Annotated in this window: 16 protein-coding genes and 1 other RNA gene; 8 read left to right on the forward strand and 9 right to left on the reverse strand. The window is 61.7% G+C overall.

What is annotated here, in order from left to right; genetic code table 11:
- Positions 1 to 119 precede the first annotated feature (119 nt).
- The 7 genes from E2K99_RS01685 to E2K99_RS01710 all read right to left on the reverse strand — a co-directional run bounded on the left by E2K99_RS01685 (position 120) and on the right by E2K99_RS01710 (position 9,341).
- Positions 120 to 1,262 (reverse strand): restriction endonuclease subunit S domain-containing protein, encoded by a 1,143-nt coding sequence (locus tag E2K99_RS01685; RefSeq protein WP_134221136.1) that lies wholly within the window; start codon positions 1,260 to 1,262, stop codon positions 120 to 122.
- A complete protein-coding gene (locus E2K99_RS01690) occupies positions 1,259 to 2,452 on the reverse strand; it encodes a PDDEXK nuclease domain-containing protein (RefSeq protein WP_134221137.1) in 1,194 nt (397 codons plus the stop codon). The genes E2K99_RS01685 and E2K99_RS01690 overlap by 4 nt, the downstream gene beginning before the upstream one ends.
- Positions 2,449 to 4,134: an HsdM family class I SAM-dependent methyltransferase gene (locus tag E2K99_RS01695; protein ID WP_240733833.1), complete on the reverse strand. Its 1,686-nt coding sequence runs from the start codon at positions 4,132 to 4,134 to the stop codon at positions 2,449 to 2,451. The genes E2K99_RS01690 and E2K99_RS01695 overlap by 4 nt, the downstream gene beginning before the upstream one ends.
- 162 nt (positions 4,135 to 4,296) lie before the next feature.
- Positions 4,297 to 6,717, reverse strand: coding sequence for an EcoAI/FtnUII family type I restriction enzme subunit R (hsdR, locus tag E2K99_RS01700; protein WP_134221139.1), 2,421 nt, complete (start codon positions 6,715 to 6,717; stop codon positions 4,297 to 4,299).
- A gap of 69 nt (positions 6,718 to 6,786) precedes the next feature.
- Entirely contained in the window at positions 6,787 to 7,014 is a 228-nt protein-coding gene (locus E2K99_RS26250) for an HVO_A0114 family putative DNA-binding protein (RefSeq protein WP_455583971.1), read from the reverse strand.
- 223 nt (positions 7,015 to 7,237) lie between these two features.
- A complete protein-coding gene (locus E2K99_RS01705; RefSeq protein ID WP_121042510.1) occupies positions 7,238 to 7,990 on the reverse strand; it encodes an HpcH/HpaI aldolase family protein in 753 nt (250 codons plus the stop codon).
- Between the two features lie 85 nt (positions 7,991 to 8,075).
- On the reverse strand, positions 8,076 to 9,341 hold the full coding sequence (locus tag E2K99_RS01710; protein WP_134221140.1) for a D-amino acid dehydrogenase: 1,266 nt from the start codon (positions 9,339 to 9,341) through the stop codon (positions 8,076 to 8,078).
- Positions 9,342 to 9,523: 182 nt separating this feature from the next.
- Between E2K99_RS01710 and rnpB the strand changes: the two genes are divergently transcribed.
- Both rnpB and E2K99_RS01720 read left to right on the forward strand, forming a co-directional pair.
- Positions 9,524 to 9,858, forward strand: an RNA gene (gene rnpB, locus E2K99_RS01715) — RNase P RNA component class A.
- 67 nt (positions 9,859 to 9,925) lie between these two features.
- Positions 9,926 to 11,086, forward strand: a complete 1,161-nt coding sequence (locus E2K99_RS01720; RefSeq protein ID WP_134221141.1) for an enoyl-CoA hydratase/isomerase family protein — start codon at positions 9,926 to 9,928, stop codon at positions 11,084 to 11,086.
- A 40-nt stretch (positions 11,087 to 11,126) separates the two neighbouring features.
- On the opposite strand, the gene E2K99_RS01725 is transcribed toward E2K99_RS01720, so the two are convergent.
- Together E2K99_RS01725 and E2K99_RS01730 are read right to left on the reverse strand one after the other, a co-directional pair.
- Positions 11,127 to 11,606: a nuclear transport factor 2 family protein gene (locus E2K99_RS01725; RefSeq protein WP_134221142.1), complete on the reverse strand. Its 480-nt coding sequence runs from the start codon at positions 11,604 to 11,606 to the stop codon at positions 11,127 to 11,129.
- A 387-nt stretch (positions 11,607 to 11,993) separates the two neighbouring features.
- Positions 11,994 to 12,278, reverse strand: a complete 285-nt coding sequence (locus E2K99_RS01730) for an HU family DNA-binding protein (RefSeq protein ID WP_006465510.1) — start codon at positions 12,276 to 12,278, stop codon at positions 11,994 to 11,996.
- Positions 12,279 to 13,157: 879 nt separating this feature from the next.
- Between E2K99_RS01730 and mraZ the strand changes: the two genes are divergently transcribed.
- From mraZ to E2K99_RS01760, 6 genes are read left to right on the forward strand one after another with little or no spacing between them, the layout of a single operon-like run.
- Positions 13,158 to 13,586, forward strand: coding sequence for a division/cell wall cluster transcriptional repressor MraZ (mraZ, locus tag E2K99_RS01735; RefSeq protein WP_006465511.1), 429 nt, complete (start codon positions 13,158 to 13,160; stop codon positions 13,584 to 13,586).
- Positions 13,587 to 13,598: 12 nt separating this feature from the next.
- Positions 13,599 to 14,582 carry a 16S rRNA (cytosine(1402)-N(4))-methyltransferase RsmH gene (rsmH, locus tag E2K99_RS01740; RefSeq protein WP_034329291.1) on the forward strand — a complete coding sequence of 328 codons (984 nt, stop codon included), beginning with the start codon at positions 13,599 to 13,601 and terminating at the stop codon, positions 14,580 to 14,582.
- Complete coding sequence (gene ftsL / locus E2K99_RS01745) at positions 14,579 to 14,851, forward strand: cell division protein FtsL (protein WP_034329293.1); 273 nt, start codon at positions 14,579 to 14,581, stop codon at positions 14,849 to 14,851. The genes rsmH and ftsL overlap by 4 nt, the downstream gene beginning before the upstream one ends.
- On the forward strand, positions 14,848 to 16,626 hold the full coding sequence (locus E2K99_RS01750; protein ID WP_134221143.1) for a peptidoglycan D,D-transpeptidase FtsI family protein: 1,779 nt from the start codon (positions 14,848 to 14,850) through the stop codon (positions 16,624 to 16,626). The genes ftsL and E2K99_RS01750 overlap by 4 nt, the downstream gene beginning before the upstream one ends.
- Complete coding sequence (locus E2K99_RS01755) at positions 16,626 to 18,152, forward strand: UDP-N-acetylmuramoyl-L-alanyl-D-glutamate--2,6-diaminopimelate ligase (RefSeq protein WP_134221144.1); 1,527 nt, start codon at positions 16,626 to 16,628, stop codon at positions 18,150 to 18,152. Before E2K99_RS01750 ends, E2K99_RS01755 begins: the two co-directional genes overlap by 1 nt.
- Entirely contained in the window at positions 18,149 to 19,609 is a 1,461-nt protein-coding gene (locus E2K99_RS01760) for a UDP-N-acetylmuramoyl-tripeptide--D-alanyl-D-alanine ligase (RefSeq protein ID WP_134221145.1), read from the forward strand. Before E2K99_RS01755 ends, E2K99_RS01760 begins: the two co-directional genes overlap by 4 nt.

Here is a 19,609-nt window from a genome sequence, read left to right on the forward strand (position 1 = left end):
AAGGGAAATTTCGGCAGGTCGTTGGGCACCCATTGGAGTAGGCCGTGAACAATACGATGAGCCGATATCGAAAAAGCCCTGCTCGTAAAATGTGCTACGTCGATTGGACGCTCCCTCGTTTATGGTCTAAACACACGTTCTAGCGTTGCAGGCAATAGCGCGGCGTTCGCTGCGCGGATAGTTTTGTGTTTCGCTTTCAGTGCGGAAATATCTGCCTGAAGGTGATCAAAGGTCCGTTGCATGTCTAACCGGGGAGCGGGCACCGCAATGGTCATCAGCTTTTCTAACCCAAGAGTGCGGTTACGCCCCGCGCCGCCAGGCGATGCTTCGCCGATCTTCAGTATGCCCTCGTCGGTCAAGAAGTAGTAACGCAGGAACTCGGCTGTTGTCAGTTTTGCGTTGGCCAGGCAGGTAATGAAGCGGTGTGACCCGAAACGGCCGGCATCCTCAGGTTGAGCAATGGCGATCGCACCTTCCCATGCAAACACATTGGAAAATAACAGATCGCCTGGCTCGATGCGATAAAGGCGCTTCGTACCAACTTCGCTACCTGAGAGCGGTGGTTTGTGGAATGTACCTTTTCCGAAAGAGCGAATGCCTAATTCAGGATAACTTCCATCAAGAGCAATGGACTGCTCCCGGCGTACCAACGGTGCTAGTTCGGCCATAGGTAGCAATGGTGCGTCGGCGACGATATCGCGAAACCGCTTAGCTAACAGCCTCTCTGCGCTACGCTCGACTGCATCCAGATGCGCATCGACCTGCCGAATTTTCTCGCTCAACGCGTCGAGGCGAGTTACCAAGGTCTGTTGTTCAGCCAGCGGCGGCAGTGCAATCTGCTGATCGAGAAAACGATCCTCTTTGATCCGAACGCGGTTGGTCGTGCCCTCGCTGGCAGCTTTGCATAAGTCGACAAACGACGAGGACCGGACTAGCCAGCCCATGAACGCCGCTTCACACCGATCCGGATCACGAAACTCGAATGATGGGAAGTCGTTGCTGACGATGGCCCCATCGAGTTCTTTTGGCACCAGGCCAATTGCACCACTGCGCGCGTCGATCTTGGACATGATCAGCTGATTCGCTCTGACCACCCTGCGATTCGACACGACATCGCTGCCGCGTACTTTTCCTCGGCTGACAATACCTTTTCCCCACAGCTTGATTGTGACCTCATGATATTCGGCCGCCGGCTCAAGCACCGCAGATTCATTGGAGCGCTGCAGCAGTTCTCCCAGGGCGACTTTCGGCCACGTCGTCATACACCGTCCTCCGTATGGCCACCGCGCGCGACCCGTTTCGCTTCCAGCTCTTTCCTTGTCTTGCCCAGTTCCTCTGCCAATAACTTCTCATCCGGCAATACCGTCTGGTATTCGGCCGCCAACACCTTGTTGGACAAACCTTCCAACGCATAACGGGCTTCGTTCGCGCCTTTGCTCGCGCACAGTATCAATCCCACGGGCGGGTTTTCTTCCGGCTTCATCCAGTGCTCGCGCGCGTAGTTCAGATACAGGTGCATCTGTCCCGCATCGGTGTGGCTGAACTTGCCGATCTTGAGATCGATCACCAACAGGCACTTGAGCCGGCGATGGAAGAACAGCAGGTCGATACGAAACCAGGTGTCATCCAGACGCAGGCGGCGCTGGCGGCCGACAAAGGCGAAGTCGTCGCCCAGCTCTAGCAGGAAATCGGCCAGATGCCGGATCAAGGCGTCTTCCAGGTCGGACTCGGAATACTCATCCTTGAGGTTGAGGAACTCCAGCACAAAGGGGTCCTTGATGGCTTGTTCCGGCGTGATGGCGTCATCGGGGGCGCCCACTTCTCCCTTTTCCAGCATCGCAGCCTTATCGTGCGACAGCGCGGTCCGTTCGTAGAACTGGCTGTTGACCTGCCGGTCGAGCTGGCGCACTGACCAACCGCAACGCAAGGCCTCGGTTTCATAAAAGGTCCGTGCCTGCGGATTCTTGACCGAGAGCAAGCGCACATAAGCCGACCACGGAAGCGAGAAGGCTTGAGCCAGTAACGCCAGGTCCGAGGCGCCCTGGCTTGATATCTTTGAAATTGCGACTGAAGCCAATTGTGCGGGTACGGCCTGTGCAATTTGGGAAAGGGACGATTTCGCAGACACTGTCTGCGAAATCTGCGCTGTTGGCCACGCAAGGTAGAACAGTCGCATCTGTTCCAGATTGCGCTCGGAAAAGCCTCGGCCAAACCGACTGGACAGATCCCCGGAAAGACGTTTGAGCAGGGCTTGCCCATACTCGGCACGTTCCTTGCCGCCCTGCTCGAATTCGACGATGCGCCGTCCTATTTCCCAATAGGAGGCCGTCATCAGTGCATTGACGCTGCGTGCCGCAGCATGACGCACTGCCTCCAGCAGCGCCACGATATCAGCGTGGACAGCGACGTAGTCAGCCTGGTTCGGCGTCGTCGGCAAGCCAGGTGCGGTCATGCCTGCACCTCGGCCACCAAGTCCTCAATCTCGCCCAGCAGACGCATCACTTCAGCCTCATGGCTGCGCATGGCAGCGATCAGATCTTTCGGGTCAGCATGTTCCAGTCCGGCCTTGGCATGCGGATTTTTGATGTCCAGGTTGTAGATGGGCCAATAGAGCGCATCGCCTTCGGCTTGCGCCTCCTTGGCGGCCTGCTCGTGGGCCTGCTGCTTGGCCTTGATGGCGCGCAGTTGATCTTGCAGGGCTGCCTTGTTGCCATTCGTGGCCGCCTGGATGCCTTGCTCCAGCTCGCGGAGGGGCTTGCCCAAGGCGCTGGCTGCATTGCGTTCGGTGTCGGCCTTGTGCCAAAGCGGCGAGGCGGCTTCGAGGGCCGCTGTGCGCTTGGCCGCAAAGTCGACCTTCCATGCCTGCGGGCCTTCTTCACGCTGCTTCCACCAGGCCAGGGCAGGGGCAAATTCTTCGAATTGCAAGGGGGCCGTCTTGCTGTACTTCTTGCGACCTTCAGGTAGCGGCAGCTCGTAGTACCAGATCGTGTCGGTCGGGCCGCCGCGCTCAAAGAACAACAGGTTGGCAGGGATATCGGTATAAGGAGCAAATACACCCTGCGGCAGACGCACGATGGTGTGCAGCTTGAACTCCTTGAGCATCTCCTCCTTGATGACGGCACTGACGCCTTCGCCAAACAGGGTGCCATTGGGTACGACGACGGCAGCACGGCCGCCACGGATCGCCGGTTTGCCGCCAGGTACCGGAGCCCCGGCCACACGCAGCTTGCGCATGATGTATTGGAGGAATAGCAGCGTGGTTTCCGCCGTCTGCATATTGGGCGGGAAGTTGGCTTTGATGCCGACCTCTTCCTCGCCGCCAAAAGGCGGGTTGGTCAGAATCACATCCACACGTTCGCCATGCCCGATCTCGTTGATCCGCCGTTCGAGCGTGTTGCCATAGGCGATCTGCGGTGCTTCCAGACCATGCAGCAACAGATTCATCTGCGCCAGCATGTAGGGCAGCGGCTTGGCTTCCTGTCCGTACAGGGTGTCGCGCTGCAGGGCCCGGCGCTGGTCCGGGGTGGCCACTTTGGGTGCGATATGGTCGTAGGCTTCGACCAGGAAACCGGCCGTGCCGCAAGCCGGATCGAGTACCGTTTCTCCCAGGCATGGATCAGTCACCTGGACCATGAAGCGCACCACCGGACGCGGAGTGTAGAACTCACCGGCATCGCCGGCTGCGTCACGCATCTCGCGCAGCATCGATTCGTACAGGTGCGAGAGTGTGTGGATTTCCTCGCTGGCAGAAAAGTGGATGCCGTTGATCTTGTTGATGATGTCGCGCAGGAGATACCCGCTGACCATTCGGTTCTGGACGCCCTTGAAAACGTTGGCGATGACTTCGCGCTGGCTTCCCTTTTCGCCTTCCCCGGCCAGGCCGCGCAGATAGGCGAACAAGCCTTTTCCGGTTTTGCCGTCAGCGTGCACAGCCTTTTCCTGGCTGATGAAGGCCAGCAGTTCGTCACCGCTGATCCCATCTTCCCTGGCCGCCCAGTCACGCCAACGGAAGGGCGCTTCGATGATGGGCTCATAGGCCTTGCCATCGAGCTCAGCCTCTTCTGCATGCACGATTTCGAGGTCGTCGAGGAACTTGAGGAACATGACCCAAGTGAGCAGTGGCAGTCTGTCCACGTCGCCGTTGAGCCCTTTGTCTTTGCGCAGGATCTTGCGGGCAGTACCGATCAATGCGGAAAGGTTTTCCCGGGTAGTGAGCGTTGTCGTGGCTTTGCGCGGTGCTCGCGCTTTCTTTTCAGTGCTTGGTGCGGTGTTCTTTGCCATTGAAACAGGTTTTCATTATTGGTACAGGGCAGTCTGGAGCTGCGAAATAGCGTCCTTCATGCCGCGCATGCCACCGAAGTGGCGGGTGGCGATCTCGGAAGGATTGCCGTATCGGTCGAAGGGGCTGACTTTCATCAATTCCGACAGCGCGTTGAATTGCAGGATGCCGCGCTCGATATAACGGTCAAGCAGCAGCGAGAGGATTTCGCGCGCGGTATCGCCGTGCTGGGCGAACAAATCCCTGGACTTGCGCTTGGCCACTTCCGCGCGTTGGCGACGGGTAAGCAACGGTGCGTTCCAGGCCAAATGGCACAGCAGGTCGAACGGATCGGTGTCGGGTTGCTCGCTACTGTGCGCCAGCTCTTCAAAACTGATGCCACGCTCCGTCAGCTCGCGCAGCACTTCTGCACGCGTGTCCGGATTGGCCCAAGCGGATTGTAATGCTTCCCGCGTGGGAAAGAGAGTACGAACAGCGCGGCCGGAGTATTCGGTGTACTTGACCACCTGAAGTTTCTTGCCGTCGGTATCGAGGTCGTAGACCAGATGACCGATGACTTCCACCTGTCCCCCATCGATGTAGAACTTGCGGGGCTCCACGGGCGGGTCGGAGATGATCTCGCCATCCCCTGTTTCACCTTGCTGTTCGGGATCGAACTCGACCTCGAATTCGGCTCTGGACTCGGCAACGAAAGGAACTTCTTCTGGTGCAGCGGCCATTACGTCGCCCGATTCATCAATGGATACTTCTTCGATCCGTGCCGGATCACCGTCGAAATCAGGATCGGCAAAGTGGCGCGTGGCCGTGCCTGTAAAGTCGATGATGTTGAAATATTCCTTGCCGTATTCAAGTTTCAGCCTTGTGCCGCGACCGACGATCTGCTTGAACTCGGAGCGCGAACCGACCACCCTCGCCAGCACCACGTTCTTGACCATCTCGGCGTCGACGCCCGTGGTCAGCAACTGCGATGTCGTCAGAATCACGGGCGTGGGCTTGTCTACGTCCTGGAAGTGCGACAAATGGGTGAGACCAATGGCGCCCTCGTCAGCAGTGACACGGCATGCGTAATCCGGATACTGCTTGACCAGGTCGCTGTTGAGATTGAGCAATTCCTGGCGCATCTCGGCCGCATGCTCCTGATCGACGCAGAACACCAAGGTTTTGGCGAAACGGTCCGTGCCTTTGAGCAGGTCGGTCAGGTGCTTGGCGATGGCACGCGTTCTGGAGCGCAGGGCTACCACGCGCTCGAAGTCCTTGGTCTGGTATTCCTCGTCGGGAACTTGGCGGCCGTAGCGGTCCAGCTCATCCTTGCCGGGACGCCAACCGGCTGCATCGACAGTCGTAATGACGCGATGCACCCGATAGGGGGCCAGGAAGCCATCCTCGATACCTTGGCGCAGGCTGTAGGTGAAAACGGGATTGCCGAAGTATTCGTAGCTGTCGCGAGATTCTTCACGCAAGGGCGTGGCGGTCATGCCAAACTGCACAGCGGGCTCGAAGTAATCGAGCACGGCACGCCAAGCGCTTTCATCCCGACTGGAGCCGCGATGGCATTCATCAATGATGATCAGGTCGAAGAAATCACGACGATATTGTCGGAATACGTCGGCGTTGGACGTGGTCAGCGCTTGGTAGATACCAAAATAGATGTCCCGGCTCTGTGTGGTATCGCCGCCTGCAATCTTGTGGCGGGCATCGCCAAAGGGCGCAAACATCTTGGCCATGGGGTCATCCACCAGGATGTTGCGGTCGGCCAGGAACAGAATCTTGGGGCGGCGATGCTCGCCAGTTCGATTCCAGCGGCTGTTCCACAACTTCCAGCAAATCTGGAAGGCGACGCAAGTCTTGCCAGTACCGGTGGCCAATGTGGCCAGAATGCGTTTCTCCCCGAGCAGGATCGATTCGATCACGCGATGAATCGCGATCTGCTGGTAGTAGCGCGGTACCTTGCCCGAGGCCAGATTGAACGGTTCGAGCAGATGAGGTGTCGTCGCTGGAGGCAATTGCGTGGCTGCGGTCAGCCGCGCGAACAGCTCGTCTGGCGTGGCGTATCGATCCACTTCGCGTTCAGTGCCGGTGGTGTAGTCGATTTCTATGATGCGGTGGCCGTTGGTGGCATAGGCAAACTTCAGGCCCAGAATCTCGGCGTACTCGCGCGCCTGCTGCACGCCGGTCTCCGGGGGAGAGCCAACTTCCTTGGCCTCGACGACGGCCAAGGGATAGTCTCGGCGGTAATACAGGATGTAGTCAGCCCGTTTTATCTTGCCTCGCCTTACTTTGCCGCCCGCAACGATGATTCGCCCATTGGTGAAGCTGCGCTGCTCTCCGATCAAGTGCGGCGTCATCCCCCAGCCTGCATCAACCAAACGCGGTGTGACGAATTCACGGCAGGTGTCCGCTTCGGTGATCACGCCATCTGGCATTGTTTCCCCTTGCATGTGTCGTCCCTTGGTCAATCAGGATCTTGAAACTGGTTGTGAGCGCGACCGGCTTGATTTGGCGCACGTTCAAGCCAACGCCACCAACCGGCATCTCTGCATCGCGCGGAGCTTGCGCGACAGCTTGTGTACTTTTCGCCCAGCCTGTTCGGCTGGCTCAGTGAACGAACCGACCCGACGCACCCCAATTAGGCGCAGTAAGGATTGGTTGTTCTCAATCAGTACTGCCGCCGTCGTCGCCATCGAGAGAAACCAGACAGTCGGTGTGCTTTGATCAACTTGATGTAAGTTGAACATTTTATCAGTGCGGCATCACAGCGGCCAGACCTCAGCGGCAGGCCAGCTGGTGCCCACAGCGTGATGGCAAGCTGGGACTGAAGCCGCAAATCAGCTTTGCCGGTTGAGCGCCTGGCGAAAAGGTGGTGGTGCGGGTGGTTTTCCGTCTTTTTCTTCACCAAGTGGTCCCGATTTCAACCGTTCAGGTCCGATTGACCGATGCCCACTTCATATTTCGCTTGAATCACCGCAACGCAGCGATCCTCCGCGCCCCCTCCGCCTTGATCTGCTGAATGTCAGTCCCCGGCACCACCAGGTCCATGCCGATGCCCTTCATGCGCTGCGCCATCTCCATGGTGCCGGCGAAGATCCCCACGTATTTGCCCAGCTTGCGCGCCAGCGCCAGCAGATGATCGATGGCCTCGTTGAGGCGTGCATCATCGTAGGCGTCCGGCGCCAGGCCGAGTTCGATGGCCAGGTCGCTGGGGCCGATGAAGATGCCGTCCAGGTCCGGAGTCTGCAGGATCGCTTCGGCGTTGGCGTAGCCTTCGCGGGTTTCGATCATGGCCAGGGTCAGGATGGTGGCGTTGGCGTGGGCGAAGTAGTCCGCACCGCCATACAGGAAGCCGCGCGCCGGGCCATAGCTGCGACCGCCGCGCGGTGAATAATGGCAGGCACGCACGAAGCGCTCGGCATCCGCCGCCGTGTTGATCAGCGGGCAGATCACGCCATAGGCACCTGCGTCGAGCAGCTTGTTGATTTCTCCCAGGCTGTTTTCGGAACAGCGCACCAGCGGCACGGCGGGCGTGCTGGAGATGGCCTGCAGCATGGGCAGTGCCGATTCGATCGAGAACGGGCCATGCTGCAGGTCCACCGTCACCGCATCGTAGCCGCTGTGGCCCAGCACCTCGGCCAGCAGCGAATTGCCCATCGATACCCAGCCCGAGAGGGCCAGTTGCTGTTGCGCGAAGAGGGTGCGCAGCCGGTTTTCCCGCATCGTTCGTCTCCCATGGATGGGCCTGCGCCATTGCAGGCCAGGGGCCATGTTAAGTCCGAATGCCGAAGCCTGGCATGAAACTTCTTCAGCCGCGGTACTGGAAGGCCGTGTCGTCGATGGCGCGGCGGCGGCCGGCGATCTGGTCGGCGACCAGCGCCGCGCTGCCGCAGGCCAGCGTCCAGCCCAGCGCACCCTGGCCGATGTTGAGATGAAGATTCTCCACCGGCGAGGCGCCCACGATCGGCACGCCGCTCGGGGTGGCCGGACGAAAGCCCATCCACGGCGACAGCGTGGCATCCTCACCCAGCGCACAGCCAGGGAAGAGTTCGCGCAGGCCGTTCTTCAGTTCTTCGATGGCCGCCGGCGGGATGCTGCGATCCTGGCCCACCAGCTCGATGCGTCCGGCCACGCGCAGGCGCTGGCCCAGGCGCGCATAAACGATCTTCCGGGCGATGTCGGTGATGGAGACCTGGGGTGCTGCCGTGCGGCTGGCTTCGTCCTCCAGCGGTACGGTGATGCTGTAACCCTTGAGCGGATAGAGCGGCAGGCGCAAGTCCAGCAAGCGGGCGAACTCCACGCTCTCGGCGCCCAGCGCCAGCACGAAGCGATCGGCCGCAATCCATTGGCCACCGGCCTGTACCGCACGCAGCGCGCGGCCTTCAAGGCGCACCTCACTGACGCGGGCGCCGCCGATGAAGCGGAAGTTCGGATGGGCCTGCATGGACGCCACCAGCGCGCGGCAGAACTGCGGGCAATCGCCCGCTTCTTCGCTCGGCGTGTAAACGCCGCCGACCCAGTCGCGCTGCGAGTGGCCCAGCGCCGGCTCGATGCGGATGCATTCGGCCGCGCCCAGGACTTCCTGTTGGCAGCCATATTGCGACTGGAATTGCACCTGCTGCGCGGCGGCTTCCAGTCCCTGCGCGTCGGTGAACATCACCAGCTTGCCGGAACGTTGATGGTCGAATGACAGCTGCAGGCCGGCGTTCCATTGCGTGAGCTGATCGCGGCTGTAGAAGGCCAGTTGCAGCAGGTCGATGGTGGTCTGGCGCACCCGCTGCGCATTGCAGCAGCGCAGGAATTCCAGCAGCCAGCGGTACTGGTCGAGATCGGCGGTAGGCCGGATGGTCAGCGGCGAATCCTTGCTGAACAGGTAGTAAGCCCACTTGGTCCAGACCGAGGGGTCGGCCAAGGGCGCCACATAGGAGTAACTGAGCTGGGCGCCATTGCCCTGGCTGGTGCCCTCGCCGGGCTGTTGGCGAGCATCGATGAGGCTGACCTGATGGCCATCCTGCAGGAGACGGTAGGCAGTGGTCACGCCGATCACGCCGGCGCCCATTACGCAGATATGCATGGAATTTCGTTGAAGTCAGTCAAGAACCGCGCGGCACGTGGCCTGCAGCGGATCAGCAGCAGACTACCGAAGAGCCGCACGGGTGTCACATGCCGAATTGGCATGAGCTTTTGCGCGCACGCAAAAGCGTTTTGCGACGGAGGATCTCCGGTGCCGGGTCATGCTGCGCTACAATAGCGCCCGATGCAGGCCAGACAGCCGCTGGCCGCCTTCGCAAGGAGGTGGCGGGAGGAAGGTCCGGACTCCACAGAGCAGGGTGACGGTTAACGGCCGTCCGCTGAAAGCTGGCGCAAGCCGGTATAAGGCGAGGAACAGGGCCACAGAGACGAGCGTATTCAGTTACGGTGAAACGCGGTAACCTCCACCCGGAGCAATTTCAAATAGGCACGCGTTGATGTGGCTCGCGGAGCGTGCGGGTAGAAAGCTTGAGCGGCGGAGTGATCCGTCGCCTAGAGGAATGGCTGTCATAGCGGGTTTCCCGCCGTAACAGAATCCGGCCTACCGGCCTGCTTCATTGAATTCATTGACATAAAACACACTGCGGCCCGTGGGCACTGCGGGCTCGCCAGAGACCCAGGAGACCCATGAATCAAACCGCCGCCCCCGTGGTAATCGAAGAACTGACGGCCGCCAACGGCCGTCGCATCGGTATCGCCACCCTCGCTTCCGAAAAGACGCTGCACGCCATCTCGCTGGAGATGGTCCGGCTGCTCACGCCGCAACTGCAGCAGTGGCAGGCCGATCCGGGCGTGGCCATGGTGATCCTGCAGGCGCAGGGCGAGAAAGCCTTCTGTGCCGGGGGCGACCTGCAGCAGCTCTATCGGTCCATGCGCGAGCATCACGCTTCGCCCGCACGCGAGGACATCCGCGCCAATACCTACGCGGCCGAATTCTTTGAGCACGAATATCGTCTGGATTATCTTGTCCACAGCTTCGCCAAGCCCATCCTGTGCTGGGGGCATGGCATCGTCATGGGCGGCGGCATTGGCCTGATGGCCGGTTGCAGCCACCGCGTGGTCACCGAAAAATCGCGCCTGGCCATGCCGGAAATCACCATCGGGCTTTATCCGGATGTGGGCGGCAGCTGGTTCCTGGCGCGCATGCCGGGCAAGACCGGCATCTTCCTGGCGCTGACCGGTGCCAACCTCAATGCCAACGACGCGCTCTTCGCCGGGCTGGCTGACTATCGCGTGGCGCATGCCGCCAAGGCCTCGGTGATCGATGCCCTGCTGATGCAGCCGTGGGGGCAGGGCAATGATGCCGAATTGCTGGATCGTGTCCTGGCAAGCGCGCAGGCCTCCTCCTCGCAAGAAGGGGCGGCGGTCTTCGCGGCCGCCAACCTGCGCACGCATTTCGATCTGATCGACTCCCTGTGCCGCCGGCCCACGCTGCCCGAGATCGTGGACGGCATCCTCACCTTGGAGACCGAGGATGCCTGGCTCGTCAAGGCACAAGCGACCTTGCGCGCCGGTTCGCCCGGCTCGGCGTGGCTGGGCTACGCCTTGCAGAAGCGGGTGCGTCCGCTGTCGCTGGCGCAGGTGTTCCGGCTGGAATTCGTGGTCTCGCTGCATTGCGCGGCACGCCCCGATTTCGTCGAAGGCATCCGCGCACTGATCATCGAGAAGGACCAGAAACCGCAATGGAATCCGGCTTCGCTGGCCGCTGCCACGCCGCAATGGGTGGAAGGTTTCTTCGCTGATCCGTGGCCGCAGGCGGATCATCCGCTGGCTGACCTGGGTGCCTGAAAGGCTTCAGGCACTCTCCGGCCGGGCCAGCGGTCCGGCCTTACAGACCCAGTTCGGACAGGCTCGGATGATCTGCCGGGCGCGGACCTGAACGGTCCCAGTGGAATTTGCGGTCGGCTTCCTTGATCGGCAGGTCATTGATGGAGGCATGGCGCAGGCGCATCAGGCCATGCTCGTCGAATTCCCAGTTTTCATTGCCATAGGAGCGGAACCAGCTCCCCGAATCGTCGTGCCATTCATAGGCGAAGCGCACGGCGATGCGGTTGCCTTCGTGCGCCCAGACTTCCTTGATGAGGCGGTAATCCAGTTCGCGCGCCCATTTGCGGGTGAGGAAGGCGACGATCTCGGCTCGTCCGTGGACGAAATCTGCACGATTGCGCCAGCGGCTGTCTTCGGTATAGGCCAGCGAGACGCGTTGCGGATCGCAGGAATTCCACGCATCTTCTGCGGCACGCGCCTTCATGGCCGCGGTCTCGCGGGTGAAGGGGGGAAGTGGCGGACGCTGGGCAGGGCTATTCATCGACGGTCTCCTTGGGTGAGCCGGACGGGCCGGCTGTTCATGGTGTAAGACGGGACGGCAAGCGGAAGTGAGGCAGTGTGCAGAAGTCAGGCCGAAAAAATTCTAGGCGCTGCGGGTGGTCTTGGCAAACGAAGCTTGCTGCTCATGGAGGTCGCTCCTGCTGTGCGTGCCGGGCCGTGTGGCAACTGTGCTGGCGGGGCTTGTGCAAGGAGTGCGTCCAGACACCGTGCATTCACTGTGGCCAGTGTGCAAGCGAAGAACCATCAGGGGAGTGTAGTGCTGAAGCGGGTGAAGCGAGGGGGGAGGGGACGGCCGATCCTGTCGAATCGGCCTCGATTTGAATGCCCTGAACCTGGTTTAGGGCATTCAAATGCGCGAAGCGTGAAATTATTTCTTCTTCTTGTTCACGGCTTCCTTGAAAGCCTTGCCAGCCGAGAACTTCACGGTGGTTGCAGCGGCGATCTTGATTTCTTCGCCGGTTTGCGGGTTACGGCCGGTGCGAGCAGCGCGCTTGCCGGTCGAGAAGGAACCGAAGCCAACCAATTGCACGGTATCGCCCTTGGTCACGGCCTTGATGATGTTCTCGATGACGGAGTCCAGCGCGCGCTGGGCTGCTGCCTTGGAGATCTCGGTGTCGGCGGCGATAACGTCAACCAATTCAGATTTGTTCACTTTAAAATTCCTTTCACTGTTAAGGTGCCCAGATTTTAGCACTGGAATGAGCCGGATCCGCAAGCCCTATCTGCGTTTTCAGCCGATAGGCCCTGGCCGGAACCGGCTTGGATTGAAAAAAATCGACGTGCTTTTCAACACCCGCAAACGGGCCATGCCGGCCGCGTTCTTGCGTATCGATCTTCCCAAAGACACGGATAGTAAAAGGTGCTCGCCGCGGAAGTCAAAACAAAAACGCTTCCGGCCATTCATTTGACGAAGAATTTGATGAAGTTTCGGGCTCGGATGCTGCTTCGCCGACCTCCTTCCTGTACGCCCTCCCGGTATCACCTTCCTCGTGGTTGTGACCGGGATGGAAAACGATCCGGGTGATGGCATCCCGAATCCGGATATTTTTTGCCCTTTTTCCGGTCATCTGCTGAACTTAAGTTGCACTGCAAAATCCATGTCCCTTGGCCTCGCGCACTCGCAAATCGGGCGCAGCCGGATTCCCTCCAATTTCCTCTCTGGCGCTGCCCCGAAATCGGGCACAGCGGCTATTCCATGCGGCGCAAATCCGCGCCGTTGCGCAATTCTGGCGCGAAACACATGTGTATAGCTCAGGTTGCACCTTCAATGTAAATGCTAAGTCCTTCATTTTCTTCACAAATGTTGTGAATGGCCGGTTTTAAGGAAGTGCGCTAAGTCTTTGACTTTATTAGCAAAATCCCGGTTTTTCGCTGCGTATACCGCTTGACCTGCAATAGTGCATCCACTAAAGTGGGCGGCAGTGTCAAAAAGTGTTTTTTTGTGGGGCATTTGTGGCGTCATTTGCATTTGCCCGGCAGGACACGGCACCCGATCAGCAATCTCACTCGCCGCAGGCGAAGGAAAAACACAGTGTTCCAGGGCGCGTCAGCACTCAATCTCGATGCCAAAGGACGGATGACCATTCCGGCCAAGCATCGTGACGCCCTGATTGTGCAGTGCGAGGGACGCGCCACCGTGACGCGCCATCCGCATGGCTGCCTGCTGTTTTTCCCGCGCCCGACCTGGGAGACGCATCGCGAGCAGATCGCCAACTGGCCGATGTCGGCCCGTGCCTGGCAGCGCATCTTCCTGGGCAATGCCCAGGACGTGGAGCTCGACAGCGCCGGCCGCATCCTGATCGCGCCCGAACTGCGCGCGGCCGTGGGCTTGCAGCGCGATGTGATGTTGCTGGGCATGGGTAGTCATTTCGAAATCTGGGATGCCGTCAAGCTGGCCGAAAGCGAAGCCGAGGCTGTGGCAGGTGGCATGCCGGATGTGTTGAGCAACTTTTCCTTCTGACGGCCGGACAAGATGAATCTGCAACCGGTGCCCGAGCTGCAGCACCGCACCGTGCTGTTGGAAGAAGCCGTGGACGCGCTAGCCATTGCGGGCGAGCGCGCCAATGGCATTTACCTGGACGGAACCTTCGGTCGTGGCGGTCATAGCCGCGCCATCCTGTCCAGGCTGGGCCCGCAAGGGCGCCTGATCGCATTTGACAAGGATCCGTTGGCCATCGCCACGGCGCAGAAGATTGACGATGCCCGGTTCGAGATCGTGCACGACAGCTTCGCGACCATGGATGAAGCGCTCGCCGCACGCGGCATTGCGCAGGTCGACGGCGTATTGATGGATTTGGGCATCTCGTCGCCGCAGGTGGATGACGCCGCGCGCGGCTTCAGTTTTCGCCTCGATGGCCCGCTGGACATGCGCATGGATACCACCCGTGGCGTGTCGGCAGCGGAATGGCTGGCAACGGCAGATGAACAGCAGATTGCAAAGGTGATACGAGATTATGGGGAAGAACGGTTTGCTCTTCAGATTGCAAAGAAGATTGTTGCTGGCCGGGCAATCGAGCCAATTTCAAGCACACGACAGCTTGCCGCGCTCGTGGCACAAGCCGTCAAAACCCGCGAGAAAGGCAAAGACCCGGCCACTCGTACATTTCAGGCTGTACGGATTTTCGTCAATCAAGAGCTTGAAGAACTCGAAGTAGGTCTGGACAAGGCATTTGCCCAGATGGCGCAGCACGGGAGATTGGTCGTGATCAGCTTTCACTCGCTGGAAGATCGCATCGTCAAGCAGTTCATGGCCTCCAAAGCCCATGCGCCGCAGCCCGACCGTCGCCTGCCGATCCGTGCCGTGGACCTGCCGCAAGCGCCGGCCCGCCTGCTGCCGCGTGTCATGCCCAGCACTGACGAAGTCACTGCCAACCCGCGTGCCCGCTCGGCGGTCATGCGCGGCCTGGAGCGCGTGACGCCCGTTTCCTCCACCACGACCCAAGGGGCGCCTGCATGACCGGGCGTCTGTGCATCCTGCTGACCATCATGCTGGTGGGTTGCGCGCTGTCGGTCGTGAGCGCCCAGTACAAGGCCCGCAGCCTGTTCATCGAGCTGGAACGCGCCCAGAGCGCGGCCCGCCAGCTCGACGTCGACTGGGCGCAGCTGCAGCTGGACCAATCGACGCTGGGCAAGAACGCCCGCATCGAGGAACTGGCGCGCCGTGACCTGGGCATGGTTCCGGTCTCCTCCGCCCGTACCCAATACCTGACCGTGGGGGCACCATGACCAAGATGCCTCCGCGTACCAACCTCTCCGGTGGCCGTGTGGCGGCTTCCAAGGGCGTGGCGTTTTCTTCCAATCCCATCTTGCAGGTCAAGCTGCCGGCCTGGCGTTCGCGCTTCGTGCTGTTCGTGCTGTTTGCCGCCTTCGTGGCGCTGGTATTGCGCGCGCTGTGGCTGCAAGGCGTGTCCACCGATTTCCTGCAGAAGCAGGGGGCGTCACGCTACGCTCGCACGCTCGAATTGCCCGCCACACGCGGCAAGATCACCGACCGCAACGGCCAGGTGCTGGCTTCGTCGGTGCCGGTCAAGGCCATCTGGGCCATCCCGGAAGACGTGCAGGCCGCACCCAAGGACAAGCTGGTGCAGCTGGCCAAGCTGCTGGAAATGAGCGATGCCGAACTGCGCAAGAAGCTCGATTCCGACCGCAGCTTCGTCTACCTGAAGCGTCAGGTCGAACAGGATACCGCTGACAAGATCGTCAAGCTGGGCATCCCCGGCATCGAGACCCGCAAGGAATACAAGCGCTTCTATCCCGAAGGCGAGGTGATGGCGCACGTGGTCGGCTTCACCAATATCGAAGACGCCGGGCAGGACGGCATGGAACTGGCCGCGCAGAAGACCCTGGCCGGCATGACCGGCAGCCGCCGCGTCATCAAGGATCGCCTGGGCCGCGTGGTGGAAGACATCGAATCCATCCGCGAACCGCATGACGGCCGCGACCTGACCCTGTCCATCGACAGCAAGATCCAGTACATCGCCTTCACCCAGTTGAAGGAAGCGGTCGAGAAATTCAAGGCCAAGGCCGGCGGCATCATCGTGGTCGATGCCAAGACCGGTGAGGTGCTGGCCCTGGCCAACCTGCCGACCTACAACCCCAATGACCGTTCGGTACTGACCGGCGCGCAGCTGCGCAACCGCGTCGTGACCGATACCTTCGAACCCGGCTCCACGCTCAAGCCCTTTACCGTGGCCCTGGCGCTGGATACCCATCGCGTCACGCCCTCGACCGTGTTCCAGACCGCGCCTGGCAAGATGACCATCGGCACCGCCACCATCGGCGACTCGCATGCCCACGGTCCGCTGACGGTGGCGCAGATCATCGAGAAGTCTTCCAACATCGGTACCGCCAAGATCGCGCTGGGCATGCCGCCGGAAGAGATGTGGGAAATGTTCACCACGGTCGGCTTCGGCCAGCAGCCCAAGTTCGGCTTCCCGGGTGCGGTGGCCGGGCGCGTGCGTCCCTACAAGTCGTGGCGTCCGATCGAGCAGGCCACCATGAGCTACGGCCACGGCATCTCGGTCTCGCTGATCCAGCTGGCGCACGCTTACCTGATCTTCGCCCGCAATGGCGACATCATTCCGCTGTCCTTCACCAAGGTCACCGATTCGCCCATTGGCCAGCGCGTCATCTCGGCCGATACCGCCCTGCAGATGCGCCGCATGCTGGAAACCGTGGTCGCTCCCGGCGGCACGGCCCCGCAGGCCCAGGTGCCGGGCTATCGCGTCGGTGGCAAGACCGGTACCGCCTACAAGATCGAGGGCGGCAAGTATGTGCGCAAGTACGTGGCCTCCTTCTCGGGCATCGCCCCGATGTCGGACCCGCGCCTGATCATCTCGGTGATGATCGACGAGCCGCAAGGCCAGCACTACGGCGGCCCGGTGGCCGGCCCGGTGTTTGCCAACGTGGCCGCCAATGCCTTGCGCGCATTGAACGTACCGCCTGATTCCAGCGTGACCAACATCATCATTCCCAAAGAACCGCTAGAGGAGAGCATGTAATGTCCCAGCGCGTTCCGAGCCTTCAAGAGATCCTCGCCTGGCTGCGCCAGGCGTCGCCGTCTGCGCAACTGACCTCGGATTCCCGCCGCGTGGCAGCGGGCGACGTGTTCTTCGCCTACGTGGGCGACGCCGACGGCCGTTCCTATATTGCCGATGCCGTCGAGCGCGGTGCCGCTGCCGTGCTGTATGAAGCCGATGGCTACAGCTGGCCCGAGCAGATCGATGCGCCGCACCTGGCCGTGGCCGACCTGAAGATGCGTGCCGGCGAGATCGCCGCCGCCTGGTATGGCCAGCCTGACCAGCACATGCTGACGGTGGCCGTGACCGGCACCAACGGCAAGACCTCCTGCGCCTACTGGCTGGGTACGGCACTGTCGCGCTTGGCCGGTGCCAGCAGCGCCGGTGTCATCGGCACGCTGGGCGTGGGGTCATTCGTCAACGGCAAGCCGCAAGGCTTCGACGTCACCGGCTACACCACCCCGGACGCCGTGCTGCTGCAACGCAGCCTGTTCAAGCTGTCGCAGGCCCGCGTGAGCGCGCTGGCCATCGAGGCTTCCTCCATCGGACTGGCCCAGGGCCGCATGAACGGCATGCACGTCGATGTCGCCCTGTTGACCAATTTCACCCGCGATCACCTGGATTTCCACGGTGACATGCAGACCTACGAAGACGCCAAGCGCAAGCTGTTCCAGTGGCCCGGCCTGAAACACGCCGTGGTCAACCTGGACGACGGCATGGGCCAGCGCCTGCTGCCGCTGCTGGCCGAGCGCAAGCTGCCGGTGATCGGCTACGCCATTGCCGACGAGCAGGGCGGCGACACGCACGGCGTACCGACTTTGCGCGCCAGCCAATTGCGCAGCAGCCATACCGGGACTGCCTTCCATGTCGATTCGCCTTTCGGCAGCGGCCAGGTCAAGACCCAGCTGGTGGGACGCTTCAATGTCAGCAACGTGCTGGGCATCATGGGCGTGCTGCTGACCCAGGGCGTGGCCTGGGATGCCGTGGTCGCGGCTGCCGCTGCGCTGAGCCCGGCGCCCGGCCGCATGCAGCAATTCGGCGGACCCGATGTACCGCTGATCGTGATCGATTACGCGCATACGCCCGACGCCCTCGACAAGACCCTGTCCACCTTGCGCCAGGTCGCTACCCAGCGCGGTGGCCAGCTGTGGTGCGTGTTCGGCTGCGGTGGCGATCGCGATCCGGGCAAGCGCCCGCAGATGGGCCAGATCGCCGAGCAGGCCGACCAGGTCGTGCTGACCAGCGACAACCCGCGCACCGAAGATCCCAATGCCATCATCGAACAGATCCGCGCCGGCATGAGCCGCGTGGAACCGACCGTGCTGCCTGATCGCGCCGGTGCCATCCTGTGGGCGATCCGCCATGCCACCAAGGCCGATGTGGTCCTGCTGGCCGGCAAGGGGCACGAGCCCTACCAGGAAATCGCCGGCAAGAAATTGCCCTTCCTCGATGCCGACCATGTCGCGCTGGCGCTCGCCGCGCGCTCGACCATGATGGGGGGCGCATGATGCGATTCGATTTCCGCCAGTTGCTGGAATGGATCCGCACCGCCGAGGAAGCCGCCTCCGCGCACACCGTGCCGGGCGTGGTCAATGCGCCGGCCGGCGTGCTCGGCCTCAATGACGTGGTCACCGACAGCCGTGCGGTCAAGCCCGGCAATGTCTTCGTCGCGCTGCGCGGCGAACGTTTCGATGCGCATGATTTCCTCGATGCGGTGGTCGCCCAAGGCGCTGCCGCCGTGGTGGTCGACCGCGTGCCGCCGGGATTGAGCGTACCGGCCATCGTGGTGCCGGACACCCGCGCCGCACTGGGCCAGATCGCCCATGGCTGGCGTGCGCAGCGCCAGATTCCGGTCATTGGCGTCACTGGCAGCAACGGCAAGACCACCGTCAAGGAAATGATCGCCGCCATCCTCGCTGCCGCCTTCGGTGAAGACGGCTACCTGGGCACGCGCGGCAATTTCAACAACGAGATCGGCGTGCCGCTGACCCTGTTCCGCCTGCGCGCACAACACCAGGCGGCCGTCATCGAGATGGGCATGAACCATCCGGGCGAGATCGCCGTGCTCTCGCGCATCGCAGCGCCGACGCTGGGCCTGGTTAACAATGCCCAGCGCGAGCATCAGGAATTCATGGCCAGCGTGGAAGCGGTGGCCCGCGAGAATGGCGCCGTGATCCGCCACCTGCCCGCCGATGGCGTGGCCGTGTTCCCGGCCGATGACGATTTCACTGCGCTCTGGCGTGAAGAAGCCGGTGCGCGCCGCGTGCTGACCTTCGGCCTGAATGCGCAAGCCGATGTGAGCGCCAGCTACCAGGCCACCGCTTTCGGCAGCACCCTGCAAATAACGGTGAAAGGGCTGGCCGTGCCGCCCGCACAGTTCAAGGTGGAACTGGCTGCCGTCGGTGAGCACAACGTACGCAATGCGCTGGCGGCTGTCGCCTGCGCGCTGGGTGCCGGCATCCCGGTGGACGCCGTGGTGCGCGGCCTGCAGAGCTTCGCCCCGGTCAACGGCCGCCTGCAGCGCAAGCAAGCACGCAGCGGTGCGCTGGTGATCGACGACACCTACAACGCCAACCCCGATTCCGTGCGCGCCGCCATCGACGTGCTGGCGTCCATCGCCGGCCCGCGCGTGCTGGTACTGGGCGACATGGGCGAGGTCGGCGATCAGGGTCCGCAGTTCCATGCCGAGATCGGTGCCTATGCCCGCAGCCGTGGCATCCCGCTCTTCTTCGGACTGGGCGAATTGACGAAACACGCCGTCACTTCGTATGGCCCCGCGCTGCAAAACGTAGCGCAGGCCATGCATTTCGACGACATCGCCGCACTCAATGCGGCGGTAGAACAGGCCGCGCCGCAGGGCGCGACCGTTTTGGTAAAAGGTTCACGCTTCATGAAGATGGAGCGAGTTGTACAGCATCTGGTCAACGTTGAATCCCTCACGCAACATCAACAGGAGACCCATTAG

This window comes from Herbaspirillum huttiense, assembly GCF_004367745.1.
Taxonomy (GTDB): domain Bacteria; phylum Pseudomonadota; class Gammaproteobacteria; order Burkholderiales; family Burkholderiaceae_D; genus Herbaspirillum; species Herbaspirillum huttiense.